Below are 17,049 nucleotides of genomic sequence, written 5' to 3' on the forward strand. Positions count from 1 at the left end.
AGCCCTCCCCCAAGGGGGAGGGAATGAGCCCACCCTTAGATACCGATGAGTTCTACGTTCTCTATGAGTTCTATGCCCTCTATGATCTCTATAACCTCTATGTTCTCTATGACTAAACGACAAGGAAAAATGAAAGACCCCATATACCACCCTTTACCCGGCCGCTCTTTCCCTCCCCTCAGGGGGAGGGCTAGGGAGAGGGCTCTCCCTTTACCCGGCCGCTCTTTCCCTCCCCCCAGGGGGAGGGCTAGGGAGAGGGCTCGGTCTCTTCTCTTCCTCTTCCTCCTCCTTCTTTTCCTCACTCTTCCTCTCTCCGCCCAGCGATTCTTCAACCTGACCAACGAGCAGGTGCGCATCGACAGCACACTGCCACGGTTTACCTATACCGTCGCGCTGCCGACGAACTATAGCGACTCGGTCTATACGCCGTCTATTCTATACCCCGAGTTCGTGGATATGGCAGAGAGCGACATCGAGGCTTACCACCGGCTGAGCAGTGAGACGCTGCCGAAGCTGCCTGCCATCGAACAGCAGGTGGTGATGAACCGCCGCCAGCCTAACCTGCAGCTGTCATTCTGCCCGCTCGTCTACCGCAACGGCAGATACCAGATCCTTGCCAGCTTCATGCTGCGCTTGGAGGCAAAGGCCGCCACGGCACCGGCACGACAGATGGCGAAAGCCAACATTCTACAAGCATCGTCCGCCACAGACCGCTACGCTGCTCACTCTGTCTTAGCCTCCGGCCGATGGGTGAAGATACGTGTCCCGGCCTCGGGCATCTACCAGCTCAGCAGTGACCTTGTCCGTCAGGCAGGATTCTCCGATATCAACAAGGTGAAAATCTACGGCTACGGCGGTAACCTGCAGGACGAGGTTCTCGACGGCAACACGCTCAAGGCCCTCGACGACCTGCCCGAGGTGGAGCAGTGCATCGTAGGCGGCAAACATCTCTTCTACGCCAAAGGACCCGTGAGCTGGAGCAGCAACACGGCCGCACAACGTACACGCAACTTCTACTCCGACTATGGCTACTACTTCCTCACGGAGAGCAGCGACGACGTGGCAACCATCGACAGCACAACCTTCCTGAAGAAAAACTATCCCACCGCCGACGACTATCACAGCCTCTATGAGGTCGACGGATACTCGTGGTACCACGGCGGACGCAACCTCTTCGACAGCGAGACCATCAGCCAAGGCAACACCAAGCGGCTCGTGCTCTCCAACATATCAAAGTCTAAGACAGGAAAACTCAGTGTGGCGGTGACCGCCGGACAGACCAGCACGGCACAGATCATGCTCAACGACTCGGTGCTCGGCACGATGAGCATCAAACTCAGCGGGGGAGAATACAACGACTATAACAAAGGCGGGGAGAGCTACGCTACCTATGCCATCAACACGCTGCACGCCAACGACACCGTGAAGATCATGTGTACCGATGGCGGACCGCTCCGTCTGGACTATGTGTCGATGGCGTGGAGCAACCCCGCGCCTAAGCCCGACCTCACCACAACCTTCCCCACACCTGCTCTTGTGGGCACCATTACCAACCAAGACCATCATGCCGACACTGCTGCAGACATGGTGATCATCATCCCTACTTCAGGTAAATACTTGGAGCAGGCACAGCGACTGGCTGACTTCCACGAGAAGCACGACAGTCTGCGCGTGCGCATCGTCAAGGCCGATGAGCTCTACAACGAGTTCAGCAGCGGCACGCCCGATGCCAACGCCTACCGCCGCTATCTGAAGATGCTCTACGACCGCGCCGACAGCGATGGCGACCTGCCCCACTATCTGCTGCTCTTCGGACGTGGCGTATGGGACAACCGCATGCTCACCAGCGACTGCCGCACCCTCAATGCCGATGACTATCTGCTCTGCCACGAGAGCGAGAACTCGTTCAACGCCGTGCTCTGCTATGTCGACGACGGCTTCTTCACACGACTCGACGACGGTGAGGGCGGCAACCCCTTGACCAAGGACATGGACGACATCACCGTGGGACGCTTCCCCGTGACAAGTGTCGACGAGGCTAAGGTCATGGTCGACAAGACCATCGCCTATGCCGAGAACAGCAACGCGGGAGCCTGGCAAAACGAACTGATGTTCATGGGCGACGACGGTAACAACAACCTGCACATGAACGACGAGAACGACAACGCCGACTATATCGAGGCACTGCACCCTGAATATGTACTGAAAAAGGTGATGTGGGACGCCTATACCGAGCAGGCCTCGGCCACGGGCCACTCCTACCCCGAGGTGTCAGCCATCATCAAACGCCAACAGCAAAACGGTGCGCTCATCATGGACTATGCAGGGCACGGCAGTGCTACGCTCATCGCCCACGAGGGTGTGCTCAAGCTCTCAGACTTCCAGACTTTCTCCAATGCCAACCTGCCACTGTGGATCACCGCGTCGTGCGACATCATGGCCTTTGACGATGTGGAAGACAACATCGGCACGGCGGCCGTCGTGAATCCCAACGGCGGGGCTGTGGCTTTCTTCGGTACCACGCGTACGGTGCTCGCCTCATACAATAAGCTCATCAACCGCGCCTTTCTCACTGCCGTGCTCAGCCGCAAAGACGGAAAAGCACTGACCCTCGGCGAGGCGCAGCGACAAGCCAAGAACCAGATGATCACCACCGGACAGGACCGCACCGTCAACAAACTGCAATACTCGCTGCTCGGCGATCCCGCCCTGAGACTCAACCTGCCCGATCCGTGTATCGTCATCGACTCGATCAACGACATTCCTACCGCATCGCCCACACGACAGAAGTTAAAGGCGGGAAGCATCGCACGCATCGCCGGACACGTCAACAAGGCCGACGCTGAGAACTTCAGCGGTGTAGCCACAGCAGTGGTCAGAGACTCGAAGGAAAAGATCGTCTGCAAGGAGAACTACAGTGCAGAGGCTGACTCTGCCTTCGTCTTCTATAGCCGCAACAAGATTCTTTATACAGGATCTGACAGCATCCGCAAAGGACGCTTTGCCTTCACCTTCTCGGTGCCGATGGACATCAACTACAGCGACGAAAGCGGACTGGTGAATGTCTACGCCGTCGACAGCAAGCACACCAGCATTGCCAACGGCGTGAGCGACCACTTCACCGTGGGCGGATCCACGACAGCCTCTGCCGACACGATAGGTCCGAAACTGTTCTGCTATCTCAACACACCGGAATTCCAAAACGGAGGCACGGTGAACTGTACCCCCTACTTTGTTGCAGAGATCAGTGACACCAGCGGCATCAATGCCACGGGCAACGGCGTAGGACACGACCTGCAGCTCATCATCGACGGCGACGCCAACAAAGTCTATTCGCTCAACGATGAGTTTACCTATGACTTCGGCTCCTATACCAGCGGCCGAACGGCTTACAGCATCCCGTCGCTCGAACCGGGCAAGCACACGCTGACCTTCCGGGCCTGGGACATCCTCAACAACTCGTCGACAGCCACGCTCGACTTTGTGGTGGCAAAGAGCCTGCAGCCAACGATCAGTTCGGTTGGCGTGTCGAAGAACCCTGCTTACAACACCACGACGTTCATCGTCAACCACGACATGGCGGGCAGTAAGGTCGACGTGTGCATCGAGGTCTTCGACATGAGCGGCCGCACGCTGTGGAAGCATACCGACACCGGCGTCACCAACCTCGGCACGTACACGAAGGACTGGGATCTGTGCGACGGTCAGGGCTGCCGCCTGCAGACCGGCGTATATCTCTATCGCGTGCGCATGTGCGCCGACGGCAGCAGCTACGCCTCGAAGACACAGAAACTCATCATCGTCAGGCAATAATCGACATACACTCTACGTTAATTTAGGTGTAGCTCTCTCCCCTACTCCGGGAGCCTACACCTTATTATATATATAGCACATCCTCAGAATGACAAGAACAGCACGTATCACGCTGGCATCTCTCTTTGCGGCCCTACCTCTATGGACCTTTGCGCAGGAAAAGCTCGACGAGTTCAACCCTGTGCAATATGCCATCATCTCACAGACCATCTCTCCCGATGCACGAGGAGCCTCTTTGGGTGATGCTGGAGCGGCAACAGACCCCGATGTCAACTCGCAACACTGGAATCCAGCAAAATATCCCTTTACCATCAGCCGTGCCGGTGTGGCGCTGAACTACACGCCTTGGCTCCGCCAACTCGTCAACGACATCGACCAGGCTTACCTCGCCGGCTACTACCGCATCGGCGAGCATAGTGCCGTGTCGGGGTCACTGCGCTACTTCTCCCTCGGTGAGGTGCAGACCAGCAGCAAGGACAACGCCATGACCGTCAACCCTTACGAGATGGCCATCGACGCTTCTTACTCGCTCATGCTCAGTGAGAAGTTCTCCATCGCCGCCACACTGCGCTGGATCTACTCCGACCTGCGCTATGACTACACCAGCGAGGACAACTCACCGGCATCGGCCTTCGCCGCGGATCTCTCGGCGTATTACCAGACTTATCCTACCATCGGATCACGCGAGTGTCAGCTCGCCTTCGGTCTCAACATCTCGAACATTGGTAGTAAGATCACGTTCAGCGGTTCGGATGCCGCAGAGTTCCTGCCTACCAACCTCAGACTGGGTACTTCGCTGATGGTGCCCATCGACGAATACAACAAGTTCTCCATTGCTTTGGACGCTAATAAGTTTCTGGTGCCCACACCGCCGACCATGGAGCAGTACACCAAGGAGACAGGACTCAGCGACAATCAAGGCTACGACCAGTGGGTGCATGAGCACTACAACAACACGTCGAGCATCAGCGGTATCTTCAAGAGTTTCAGCGACTCTCCGGAAGGCTTCAAAGGTGAGCTGAAAGAGATACAGTGGAGCGTAGGTGCCGAGTATACCTACAACGATAAGTTCTCGCTGCGCGCTGGTTACCATCATCAGGATCCGAGTCAGGGCAACATGAAGTACTTCACCGTCGGCGCGGGCTTCAAGATGAGCGTCTTCTCGCTCGACGCCGGATATGTCATCGCCACAGCCAAGACCAACCCGATCGACCAGACGCTCCGCCTGTCGCTGAGCTTCGACATGGACGGCATCAAGGATCTGCTGCACCGACGCTAACTCCTATTCTATATCACAATAACATCTCAACGAAATGCAAAGCTACAATATACCTCGTGTGGGCATGGGCTACGATGTCCACCAACTCGTCGAAGGCCGCGACCTCTGGCTCGGCGGCATCAAGATCGAACATAGCAAAGGACTGCTGGGACACAGCGACGCCGACGTGCTCATCCACGCCATCTGCGACGCGCTGCTCGGTGCTGCCAACCTGCGCGACATCGGCTATCACTTCCCCGACACCAGCGACAAGACGCTGAACATGGACAGTAAGATCATTCTGAAAAAGACGATGCAGCTGTTGGCTGACAAGGGCTATGTCCTTGGCAACATCGACGCTACGGTATGTGCTGAGCATCCAAAACTCAACCCACACATACCGGCTATGAAGACTTGTCTGGCCCACGTCATCGGCTGTGATGAGGACCAGATCAGCATCAAGGCCACCACGACCGAGAAGCTTGGCTTCACCGGACGTGAGGAAGGCATCAGCGCCTACGCCGTAGCACTGATAGCCAAGAGGTAACAGCCCCGGTGGTTCATCCTTCCGCTTTTTTTCTTGACAAAAGTCTGTTCGCTGCAACTCTCAATATAGAGAACGGCGAACAGGCTTTTTTGTTTATGAAGCAGCCGAAAGGCATCTGTTTCGTTGATTTTTGCCTGATGAAGGTGCCATCTCAGTGATTTTACTTGGTCATCTCGGCGCTTTTTAGCGATCAAAAAGGTGAGATGATATGGTCATCTCGCCTTTCTGACCGAAAATTCTCTAGAGAATTTTCTATCAGAAAGGTACGTTGACAAGACCTCAAAAACGTATATTTTACAACATACTGATTATCAGCATATTATAAAACTGGCCAAAATTCGCGAAATTTCGGCCTACTCTACTTTTATTTTCAACGGACGCCTTCTCGTGGCCTGTTTTTTGTCAGTTTATCCAACAATTACCTTTGCGTGAGCTTTCACATGTATAGCCTTGAAGGTCTAACGCTCCATCAAAGATGGAATAAAGAATATTGCCGAATATAAAGAATATTAAGCCACTCTTAAGTTGAGACCTCTTTTCGTGCTAAAGTTTTTATGAGTTACATGGGACTCTTGCCCTGAGGTGATACACATTGAACAGATTTTGGGTAATTACGCCAACTATGCACATGAGAAGAGCTAACTATAGAAGAATATAAGAGAACTTGTTAGAAACCTTTTGAAGGTAGTGCTCGTTCTATGGACTCAGTAAGGCGAAGCCATCTCCGTGAGCTCTATATATAATAAGGTGTGCATCTCCGATTCTCTGTTTCTCTGTGTGAGCATAAAAAAAACGGGCTCAAGCGTTTCCTGTTGGATGGGAACACTTGAGCCCGTTGCTATGAGGCTGTTGATTAAACGCTTATGCGCATCTGACGATCATGCCGGGACGCACGCGCTGCGTCTTGCGGAAGCCGTTGAGACGGCAGAGCTGATCGACAGAGATATTGTTCTTCTCGGCAATAGACTCCAGGGAGTCGCCCTTGACCACCTTGTAGTAGATACGCTCGCCGCTGTCGCTGCCGGCATATCCGCCACGGACTTGCTCGCTGCTGTATCCGCCATTGCCCACCTTGCCGCGGGCACGTGTGGCGAGATCAGACTCCGAGTCGTAGCGACGGCGGTTGAAGACATAGTAGTCGCCCGTGACATCCTGATTGCGGAAGTCGAACATCAGTGCCGGGTTGAGGGCTACGCCGCACAGACGCGTCTCGAAATGGAGGTGAGAGCCTGTGCTTCGTCCGGTGTTGCCGCCCAAGCCGATGGGCTCGCCGGCGCGCACCTGCTCGTTTTCGCTGACGAGTTGCTTGGAGAGGTGGCCGTAGATGGTCTCAAGGCCATTGGGATGACGGATGACGACATAGTTGCCGTAGCCGTTGGCTTCGTAGCGCACGATGCGCACCTTGCCGGAGAAGGCGGCACGGATGGTATCGCCGATATATACTTTGATGTCCAGGCCTTTGTGCATACGGCCCCAGCGGCTACCGAAGTTACTGGTGACGACGCGGCTCGGCGTGGGCATGCAGAAATGACGAAGGTTGATGACGAAAGAGTCGGGGAGCGCGGTGGAGCGGTGTGCGTAGCGGTTGTCCCACTCGTCGCCGTAGAGCTTGGCAGCGGGCGACTGCAGGTTTTCTTTCTCTGCGAAATGGCTGACCTCAATAGAGTCCAGCTTCTTGGCGCGGCGGTCGATAGGGGCTTGTCGTGCCAGCAGGTCCTGTCCCAGGACGGGCTCCGCCGCTAAGGCGAATAATGCGGATATTACGAATGATTTTATTGCCGATCTTAATGTCATAAAGTTATTATCTTATATCATAGGTTTAAGCCTTCAAGAGGAAGCGGATTCCTTGCAGTGAGATGAGTGTACCATACAACAATACATCAAAACGAATGAAGACGTTACAAAGATAATAAAAATGCGGTAAAATTGTTACTTGACACTTGTCTTTTATTGTCTCTTTAACACAATCCGCTGACTTTATGTATCTGTTTAACAAATATTTCGACGATGTTAACGCAAACAAATGGAAGCAACATTACTTTTTGGTATCTATTCCTCGCCGATAGTCGGTGGGGGTGATGCCACACACATTTTTGAAAGACCTGACGAAATTGGGGTAAGCGTCGAAGCCGCATTGGTCGGCGACATCGGCCAGGCTGATGCCTTGCCGGCTGTCGATGAGGTTCATGGCTTTCTTGATTCTTGCCCGCTGTATATATGCTGTAGGTGTCATACCCGTCATGGCGACCATCTTGCGATAGAACTGGCTGGTGCTCATGCACATCTTTGAGGCAAGGGCAGCCACGGTCACCTCTTTTCGACGGCCAATGAGCAGGTAGATGGTGTCCGTGACTTTGTGCAGGAATTGCAGATTGGCTGCTGTCTGTGGTGACGCGCTTTCCACGGGACTGACTTTCCGCTCTTCGTATATTTCCGCAAACTTCTTCAGCATCAGATCCCGTCCTTTGAGCAGGTTGCCGACATGTGTGCGCAGCATTTCGGCAGTGAAGGGTTTGGTCAGACAGGCGGCTACACCGGTTTTAGCGCATTCCAGTTGGTCTTGCTCGGTCACCTTTGCCGTGATCATGATGATGGGAATGTGATTGATAACGGGGTTGGAGCGTATCTGCCGGCACAGTTCCAGTCCATCGACTCTCTTGATGGATCTGTCTATGATGATCAGGTCGGGAATGCTGTCCATGGCCATTTGAAGACCTTCATTGCCGTCTGTGGAAAAGCTCAGGTCGCATTGACCGGTGAATATGGAGTTGATGAAGTTGGCCATGTCATTGTTGTCTTCGATGACCAGCAGATGTGGTAGTTTTTCCTGGCTGTGGGTGTTGGAAGGAAGCTCTTCTTCCGTTTTCTCCTCCACTTGCGCTGTAGCTTGTTGCGTATCGGGAGAGAGCGCATAATCGCTGTGGATGGGGAGGGTGACGTGTATGGTGGTGCCTTTTCCTAAGTCGCTTTGCAGAGTGATGTTGCCTTTTGCGAGATCAACAATCTGCTTGACCGTTGAGAGGCCGATGCAGGTGTTTATGTCTTTTATATTGCCTTCTTCCAGGAAGTAAGGAGTGAAGACCTTGTTTGCCACTTCTGGAGGCATGCCAATGCCCGTATCGCTCACGGTGAGATGCAGGATGTCTTTCTCACGACTGACAGTAGCGGTGACAGTTCCGTTCTTGGAAGTGTATTTGAAAGCATAGGCCAGCAGGGTGTTCATGATTTTTGCCGCGTATCCGGGCACGAAGTCCATTTCTATCTCTTCTTCCTTGATAAAATGATAGTTGATGCCTTTGTGCTCTGCTATGTCCTGATAAGACTGTGCGATCATTTCCATGAAAAGGCTGATGTTTCCATGCCGCCATTCATCGTCTTTGACGACAGCCGGGAGCATCTTGGAGGATATTACCTGATTGATGATCGTGAGTATGGCATTGCTTTGGCGCTCTATGGTCTTGGCCTTCTCCTTAGTGCTGTCCAGGGTATGGGAATCGTTTTGCATGGAACGGGTCAGTCCTAAGATGACGGTGAGCGGAGTACGGAACTCGTGGGCTATGTTGGTGAAGAAGTCTTCGCGCAAGTCCGCCACACGCTGCATGCCTTTCATGGTCTGCTTGCGTAGCTTATGGGAGTAGAGAAGTATGATGAAGGCAGCAATCAGAACTTCGAGAATGATCACAAATATAGTATAGGCGCGCTGGCGGGAAGAGCGCTCCTGCCGGAGCGTGTCATTTGCCTTTTCCACGATGTTCAGGCTGACACTCTGTATATGATCAATGCGGCCTTCGTCGATGAGACTGTCTTTTTCTGCCTTTGCTTTTTCGTGAAACAGCAGGGCTTTGCGGTAGTCACCTTGCTGTTTGTAATAATGATAGTATAGGCTATAGATGTCGACCAGATATTCGGTAAGGTGGTTTTTCTCTCCTAAGTCGCGTGCCGAGGCCAGGTAGTGGCTGGCATCAGTCCATTGTGAGGTATGCACATAGTATTTTGCAAGAGCTATGAGCGAAGGCAGGATATACCATGCGTCTTTCGACTTTTCCATCATCTGATAGGCGGTTTGGTACTCTTGGAGGGCTTGCTGGTCTTTTCCCTCTTGCTCACAGAGTGATCCGAAGTAGGTGTGGCAGAGTGATATCCCCATCACGTTGTGAGCCTTTTGGTTGTAGTACATTGCCTTTTTGTAAAAGATCCAGGCAGAGTCTTGCTTCCCACAGCGTGCATAGGCACTGCCCAAATTGGCGTAGTTGGTGGCTATGCCGCTGATCGAATTCATTGCTTTTTCTTCTGCCAAAGCCAGTTTCAACAAGCTGTCGGCTTGGCTGTAATTGTGTAATGCCAGGTAGGCATTGCCCAGACCATTGAGCGCAGCAGCTTTACATTTTCTGGCGATGTAGCTGGTGTCAGCGTAACTGTTGCTGGTCATCAAGGCTCTATAGTGGTATTGCAGGGCCATGCAGAAAATGCAAACCCGGCGATAGTCGGTACCGATCTCGTTAGTGGCTTGTATCCATTCCAGTTTGTCGTTGGCCGCCTGAGCGCGGCTTTGGCAGTCGGAGTGGACCTGCAGGGCTTGGGAGAAATGGTTGTCGAGGCGTAAAAGATTGCCGATGTGTCTTTGCACGATCATACTGCCTGTCGTGTTTCCTTCTCTTTCCATTTTCTTTTGCAACAGCCTTAGACTGTCCACGCTTGTGTAGGTAGCGGCCAGACTGTCCAGGCTTATGCGCTCATGCTGATCCGTTTGACTTGGGGCAGAATGCTTGCATGAGAACAAAAGGGGCAAGATGATGACAATCGTTATGCCTGTGGCGAGTCTCAGGAGTGTATGATGTATTTGGGTGTACAGAAAGCTCATGATTATATTATAGGTTTGGTCTTAGATAGGGCAAATATAAGAAAAAAAAGAGTACCGGCAAAGTTTTTTCTGTTTTTTTTGTGATTAGGCGGAGGTTGTGCCTTTTTGAAATCTTAAAATATATCATATATAATGTCTGTATTATCAGGAGCTTACTATGCTTTCACGACAGACAATGACAGAAACGATAAAAAAGAAAAGTTGTTGAAGGAAGAATTTTTATTCAGAAAGATAGCTTTTGTTTTAATAAAAATGTGTATCTTTGTCTTCCACAATTCTTTTATTAGGTTCTATCTGGTTATTATATTTGCATAATTATTAATTTTATATATTGAGTTATATGTCTGGTTTAGTTTATTTAAGATCCCTGATGGATGGGATAGAGATGGGGACTGTGAATGGCCCCATGATCTTATTGATTTTAGGGATGATTTTTATTGTGGTTGATGCGGTCTACTTGGGTCGTGTCATACGGGCTCGTATGAACAATAAGCGTGCATTGCGCTCCAATGTTGTTCACCAGTTCCACCGTCACGTCATTGACAGGAACAATCCAAAGTACAGTGGCGAAAGTAATAATCAGAATTTCGACAATCTCTTCCTTGATCTTTTCTTTGATTGCATTATCGATCATTTAGAATATAAGGACATGACAAAGGATCAGCTGGCCGACAAGATGCAGATCTCGCCACGCCAACTGGATTTGGCTTCCAAAAGGGCGACAGGCTTGCCGGCAATGAAGGTGGTGTCGATAGTGAGATCAGAATATGGGGTACATGAATAGTTCGATTATCACCATCAATCTATCATCGCAAATGTATTGATTTACTGAGCATTACGCTAAAGTCGCGCATGAACATGATAGGGATGCAACAGAAAGAAATCCTACTTTTGATAAGTTTTATCCCGAAAATGAAATCATGTAGTTGAAGGAAAACATCTAACTTTGCAGCGTGTTAAGACGAACAGTAGTAATAGAAATAACTCTGCGAGTCGTTACTTATGTTTCATTAAAATTTTAGAACTATGTCAGGTTGGGTGTTTTTAGCGTCTCTGTTTGAAAGCGTTGATTTAGACGTTATGGGCGTTCCTTTTATTGTTGTCGTTGCCGCACTGATCTTTGTCATTGCAGACGCCTTCTATTTGTATCGCCTCTTCGGATATAGAAAACGCTACAGTCGTGCGCTGAGATCCAATGTCGTCAAGCAGTTCCACCGTCACCTCACGGGTGTGCAGAAACATGTCATCAGCAATCGCAAGGACTACCACCAAGTGGACAGCCTCTTCCTTTCCTATTTCTTCGATACGATTCTCAATCATATAGATGATACGGACATGACCACTAAAGACTTGGCCGGCTATCTGCAAATCACCCCCCGGCAATTGGACAAGGCATCGAAGCGTGTCACCGGCTTGCCTGCTATGAAGGTCTATGATACTGTCAAGTCGCAGTATATTCCTCAGCAGTATTGATACCATACCTGAATACATAATATAGGGCACTTGTCATCCTCGCGGAGTGGCAGGTGCCCATTTTCTTTGTGCCTGTCTCTGTTATTGGGTAAGCTGGCGCAATGGCACAAACTGTAAGCTGGGGTCACTTTTTCATCGGCTTTCCCTAACTTATTAGAAGAAACCCTGGTCGTTGTCCTTGTTGTTGAGTTTCTTCTCGTCGTTGTTTTGTTTGCCGGAGAAGAGGTTGTAGCTCAGGGTGATGCAGAAGGTGCGCTTCTGACTGGTGACGCGGTTCCAACCGTGTTGGTCAAGGACATCGTTGTCGAGGATGCTGTTGTTGTACTTCGCTGCTGCGAAGGGGAAGATGCACACCAGCCCTACCATCAGCTGCTTCTTCTGGTAGTAGACGATGAGGTTCTGCGTGTTCTCAGCCGAACTAATGAAGCTGCCGTTGAGTTGCTTGTGCGGAATGCACTGATAGTATTCGGCACCCCAGCAGCCCTTGCGGAAGTCCACGGTCCAGGCCAACGGCATGTATTGGTGGTGATGCGTACCGATGATCTCGCTCTTCCCTTTCTGCCAGCGGTAGCCACACTCCAATCCAATCGAGAGCAGGTCGTTGCTGAACGGGTTGAGAGTCAGCGTACCCGAGAAACCATAGTTGAGCAGGTAGTCGCAGTTCTCGTCGCGTCCCACGATGACGCGGTTGCCGTCTATCGTTTGCCATTGGTAATAGGTGCTGAAGTCGTCGTCGATCTTGCGGGCGTCGGCAGTCAGATCCATATTTAGCCAAGGCAGGTTGAGCGAGTAGGTGAGCCCGATCTGCTTGTCGAGTGCACTCTTCAGCCAGGGATTGCCCGAGTAGAGCAGTCCGGGGATGGTCACCGTGCTGTTGTTGCTCAGATTGGAGATGTTCGGCGTGATGGTCGACATCTTGCCGCGCAGTCGCAGGGCACCGTTCTTCACATTGTAGGAGAGCAGGGCGTCGGGCGTGAAGTAGAGTTTGTGGAAGTGCGTGTCGTCGTTGCTCGTATTGATATAGGTGGCGCCAAGGCTTACGCGGTAGCCGATCTTGGCGATGCTGCCGTTGAGCTGTGCATAGGCATAGTGCTTGTCGTCGGTGGCATTGTAGTCGTATTCCTTGTAGTCGGAGAGGATGTTGGTGATGCGGTAATCCGACTTAGCCAGCGCGGCGCGGTAGCCGAGGGCGAGCTGCGTGCGACCCCAGTCCTTGGTGTAAGCCGCTTCGCCGATGAACGAGTATTTGTTGTTGTGCTGCCGCATGTCGTCGTCGAGGGTTTGCTGGGTCTCGTCGTTTTGGATGTTGTGCACATGCTGCTTGTTGTGGAAGAGGGTACCGACGGCGTTGAGCATGATCTCGTGTCCACCGGGCAACTTGCGGTCGAAGTAGAGGTCGAGCGATGGCGAGAAGCTGTTGCGCCGTTGCCGCTTGTCCTGTGTACCGTTGGCCCATAGTGGGGTTCCTTCTGCATTGATGTCCATGTTACTGTTCCAGAACCAGGTGAAGATGGTGGGCGTGAACTTCGCTTGGAAGTTCAGGCTGTCGCCATGGGTGAAGAGATACTTCAGATTGAAGTCGTGATGAGCATAGCCGAAGTGGTAGGTACCACTATAGTCGTAGGTAGCCCGCTTGTCCCCGTCTTTGAAGGTGTAGGTATCCTGCTCGTCGCAGTTGGCTGCATTGCGCAGTTCGAGTCGATAGTCGAGTGAGAACTGGTGTGGGCCGTGGTTGTACTTGGCGTAGACGTTGGTGTTGTTGAATCCCGACTTCGTACCCTGCATCACGTCGAAGCCTGTGGCGTAACCGTTCTCGGCGGCACGGGTGTGGATGTTGAGTACGGTACCGGCGTCAGCGTAGCGGGCCGGTGGCACCACATAGTAGTCGACGTTGCGGATGTCTTTGGCTTGCAGTGCTTTCAGGTCGTTGTCGCTGGCCTCGATGCCGTTGACGAGAATCGTGAGCGGCTTGCCAGAGAGGGTGGCAAGCTGGCCGCTGAGAACGTCGACGCGCAGTCCGGGCAGCGTGGCAATGAGCTGTTGGGCTTCTCGTGACGCTTTCACCTCCTCGTCGGAGAACGTGTAGACGTTGCGGTCCTCATGCTCCACCTTGCGGCGGCCTTTCACATTTACAGTTTTCAACTGGTAGGCATCGGGGCGCATGGTCAGCACACCGGCATGGGCCGTAGTGATATGACGGACGAGGCGTCGGTAGCCTACACTGGTGAGGCTGACAAGGACGTCGGTGGTCTTGCAGGGAATGACGAAGTCGCCGGCAGCTGTGGTCACGCCACCATTGATGAACGATGAGTCGCGCGGGCTGAGCACGGCGACATTGACAAACTCCATGGGCTGTCCGTTTTCGTCGACGACACGTCCCGTGAGCTTGTAGTTCTCCTTCTGTATGCACTCCACGAAGATCATATCGGGCAGCGCATGTCCCTTGCTGTCCTGCCCTTCGCCCTTGACCACTTTCATGGCGATGGGGTAGAAGCCGATGATCTGCCGGATAGCGTCGGGTACGCTTTGGTTGCGCACGTCGGCGGTGACCTTGAAGTCCTCAAGATCGTTGTAGGCAAAGTTGATGATATAGTGTCTGGTGGCGGTGCTCAGATAGCGCAGGGCATCGGACATGGAGGTGTTGCGAAAAGAACGGGTGACGGTCTGCGCATCTATTCCTAAAGACAGCATAGCCAGAACGGCAAGCAGGATGATCTTGTTTCTCATGTTGGATCCTCCTTGATTATTCCAGCACGAGGCTGCTACCGTCGAGTGAGATGTGGATGTTGTCGAACTGATTGAGCTGGCTCACCACCTGTTCGGCACTGCACTGACGGTTCCAGTTGAAGTAAAGTCGGATGCTCGCTGCCTGAGAGTTGCGGATCTCAGCCTTTAAACCGTAGTAGGAAGCGATCTCGTTGACAATGTTGGCAACGGGTGTGTTGATGAATTGCTTCATGCCGTTTGATTCCTGCGGTTGGCTCTTGATGGTGTTGCGGACAGCGGTTGTAGTCTTTGCTGTGGCTTTTGCCTTGACGGGAGTTACGGCGAGTTCCTTCTTAGGAGCCTGCTGACGGTGTCTTATCATTGTGATGGTGGCGAAGGCCAGTCCCGAGATGAGCACGAGACCGGCGGACACGGCGGCCACTTGTCGCCAGATGGAGACGTGTCGTCTCTCAGGCATGTATCGCTTCTCGAAGCGTTGCAGAGCCTCTTCCGTTTCTGTTTCGTCGGGTCGGTGGTCGTGGAGTGCGGCCGACGTGTCGCACATCAGCCGGTAGTATTCCCGGCAGTCTTTATCGCTGAGCACCTGCTGCCATTCCTCCTGGGAATAGCGGTCAGGCTTTTCCATCATAGCGATGAGTCGTTCAATCTTGTCCATGGTCTTGTTTGTTTTGTAGTTTCTCTTTGAGCGAGTCCAAGGCTTTTCGGATGCGTTTGTACACTGCTGTCTCGCTGATGCCTTCCGTCTTGGCGATCTCGGCATAGGAAAGCTGCTGGTCGTAGCGCTGTGTGAGCACGCGTCGGCAGGTGTCGTCGAGATCGCTGTCGAGCACTTGTCTCACGTTGTCGATGCGCTCCTCCATGTCGTCAGCACTGTCGCCCATTTGGCTGTCAAGGAGGTAGAGTCCTTGTATGCGCTGTTGGATAGTGCGGTTGCGCAGGAGGTTGAGGCAACGGTTGCGTACGGCGGTCATCAGAAAGGCACGCACCGTGGAGCCCGTGGGGAGGATGTCCTTGTGCAGGAGAGAGGCGAACACCTCACCTACGACATCCTCGCTCTCCGCGTCGTCGTGGAGGAGCAGCCGCGCCATCCGCATCATGTCGGGATAGTGCTGGCGGAACAGTTGTGCTATGGTCTCGTTGTTCTTCATTCACCTATATATACACATGAACTGTGAGAAACCTAACCAAGTAACAAGTTTTTTTCCTCTCTGTTATTCGCTATGCGTGGTTGTCGTCGCTATTGTCGTCCTTGACGATCTTCGGTCCGCGCACCTTGTCGGCCTTGGTCAGTCCGCTGGTGATCTGAATGTTGATGCCGTCGCTCAGTCCTGTGGTTACGCGCTTCTTGGTGTAAGTCTTCTTGTCGCCGGTGCCATGGATAATATATACATAGGTGTTGTTGCCTTGGAACTCGATGGCACTCTCGGGTACGGTGAGCACTTGGTTGGCCTGTGCCAATACGATCTCTGCCGTGGCACTGTAGCCTGAGCGGATCTGTGCCGTGCCGAGTCCGTGCAGGGCTGCTTTGATCTCAAACTGGTTGGTGCCGTTGGCTTCGGTGGCCTTGGGCGAGATATATTCCAGCGAGGCTTCGAGCTTCTCGTTCTGCAGGGCACCGATGGTGATGCGCATGGGCATGCCTGTGACGAGCTGTCCCACTTCTGTCTCGTCGACGTTGCCGCGGAAGATGAGATCGTTCATGTCGGCAACGGTGGCGATGGTCGTTCCGTCGTTGAACGTGTTGGAGAGGATGACCGTGTTGCCGACCTTCACAGGAACATCAAGGATGAGTCCGCTCACCGTGGAGCGTATCAGCGTGCTGCTCGTGCTGGCGTTCTCGGACGACACGCCGTCGCGCACCACCTCTAAGTTCTCGTTGGCGGCGCGTACCTCCTCGTCGGCCTGCTGCAAGGCTTTGCGCTTCTGATCGTATTCATCGCCGGAGACCAGTCCTTTGTTGTATAGAACTTTCATGCGGTCGTAGTCGATCTTGGCCTGCCGGGCGTTGATGGCTGCTAAGCGGATGCGTGCCTGTGCCGAGCTGAGCTGTGACTCGTCGGGGATGACTTTCACCTTGGCGATGACCTCACCGGCCTGGACGTGCTGTCCGGCTTCCTTATAGAGCTTGACGATGATGCCGGAGATCTGCGGTTTGATGTTGATCTCGTTGCGTGGCTCTATCTTGCCCGTGATGACAGTCGTCTTGCGGATGTCCTTCAGCGCGGGTGTGAACTCCTCGTAGGCCACGGGCTGCGGCTGACTCTTCATCCACAAGAATACAAAGGTGGCGATGAAGACGAGCAGGATGATGCCTGCCACGATAAACTTGCTATACTTCTTCATAATTCTATTGTAGTTATTTTCTTTTCA

General features: G+C 52.8%; 11 protein-coding genes and 1 pseudogene. 5 read left to right on the forward strand and 7 right to left on the reverse strand.

Features of this window, described 5'->3' with window-relative positions; translation table 11 throughout:
* Window positions 1–35: 35 nt before the first annotated feature.
* Entirely contained in the window at window positions 36–332 is a 297-nt protein-coding gene (locus NG346_RS01215) for a hypothetical protein (protein ID WP_262288154.1), read from the reverse strand.
* Between NG346_RS01215 and porU the strand changes: the two are divergent.
* The 3 genes and pseudogenes from porU to ispF all read left to right on the forward strand — a co-directional run.
* Window positions 277–3,813 (forward strand): annotated as a pseudogene (porU, locus tag NG346_RS01220) (type IX secretion system sortase PorU); the annotation flags it as partial. The gene NG346_RS01215 and the pseudogene porU overlap by 56 nt on opposite strands.
* Before the next feature lie 88 nt (window positions 3,814–3,901).
* Window positions 3,902–5,092, forward strand: coding sequence for a type IX secretion system outer membrane channel protein PorV (porV, locus tag NG346_RS01225; RefSeq protein ID WP_262288156.1), 1,191 nt, complete (start codon window positions 3,902–3,904; stop codon window positions 5,090–5,092).
* Window positions 5,093–5,126: 34 nt separating this feature from the next.
* The gene (gene ispF / locus NG346_RS01230) at window positions 5,127–5,618 is read left to right on the forward strand and encodes a 2-C-methyl-D-erythritol 2,4-cyclodiphosphate synthase (protein ID WP_263010665.1); all 492 of its coding nucleotides are present in this window, start codon (window positions 5,127–5,129) and stop codon (window positions 5,616–5,618) included.
* An 861-nt stretch (window positions 5,619–6,479) separates the two neighbouring features.
* Here ispF and NG346_RS01235 read toward each other — a convergent pair.
* Both NG346_RS01235 and NG346_RS01240 read right to left on the reverse strand, forming a co-directional pair.
* Window positions 6,480–7,412, reverse strand: a complete 933-nt coding sequence (locus tag NG346_RS01235; protein ID WP_262278986.1) for a peptidoglycan DD-metalloendopeptidase family protein — start codon at window positions 7,410–7,412, stop codon at window positions 6,480–6,482.
* Between the two features lie 241 nt (window positions 7,413–7,653).
* Window positions 7,654–10,281, reverse strand: a complete 2,628-nt coding sequence (locus tag NG346_RS01240) for a response regulator (protein ID WP_262288157.1) — start codon at window positions 10,279–10,281, stop codon at window positions 7,654–7,656.
* 679 nt (window positions 10,282–10,960) lie between these two features.
* Here NG346_RS01240 and NG346_RS01245 point away from each other — a divergent pair.
* Together NG346_RS01245 and NG346_RS01250 are read left to right on the forward strand one after the other, a co-directional pair.
* Window positions 10,961–11,263, forward strand: a complete 303-nt coding sequence (locus tag NG346_RS01245; RefSeq protein WP_262288158.1) for a hypothetical protein — start codon at window positions 10,961–10,963, stop codon at window positions 11,261–11,263.
* A gap of 296 nt (window positions 11,264–11,559) precedes the next feature.
* The gene (locus NG346_RS01250; protein WP_262288159.1) at window positions 11,560–11,952 is read left to right on the forward strand and encodes a hypothetical protein; all 393 of its coding nucleotides are present in this window, start codon (window positions 11,560–11,562) and stop codon (window positions 11,950–11,952) included.
* A gap of 153 nt (window positions 11,953–12,105) precedes the next feature.
* Here the strand turns inward: NG346_RS01250 and NG346_RS01255 are convergent, their stop codons facing one another.
* The 4 genes from NG346_RS01255 to NG346_RS01270 form a co-directional block, all read right to left on the reverse strand.
* Complete coding sequence (locus NG346_RS01255; RefSeq protein WP_262288160.1) at window positions 12,106–14,679, reverse strand: TonB-dependent receptor; 2,574 nt, start codon at window positions 14,677–14,679, stop codon at window positions 12,106–12,108.
* 16 nt (window positions 14,680–14,695) lie between these two features.
* Complete coding sequence (locus tag NG346_RS01260; protein ID WP_262288161.1) at window positions 14,696–15,334, reverse strand: DUF4974 domain-containing protein; 639 nt, start codon at window positions 15,332–15,334, stop codon at window positions 14,696–14,698.
* Complete coding sequence (locus tag NG346_RS01265; protein ID WP_262288162.1) at window positions 15,321–15,827, reverse strand: RNA polymerase sigma factor; 507 nt, start codon at window positions 15,825–15,827, stop codon at window positions 15,321–15,323. The genes NG346_RS01260 and NG346_RS01265 overlap by 14 nt, the downstream gene beginning before the upstream one ends.
* Window positions 15,828–15,897: 70 nt before the next feature.
* A complete protein-coding gene (locus NG346_RS01270; RefSeq protein WP_262288163.1) occupies window positions 15,898–17,022 on the reverse strand; it encodes an efflux RND transporter periplasmic adaptor subunit in 1,125 nt (374 codons plus the stop codon).
* Window positions 17,023–17,049 lie beyond the last annotated feature (27 nt).

The sequence above is a fragment of the Hallella absiana genome (genome assembly GCF_025457485.1).
Taxonomy (GTDB): domain Bacteria; phylum Bacteroidota; class Bacteroidia; order Bacteroidales; family Bacteroidaceae; genus Prevotella; species Prevotella absiana.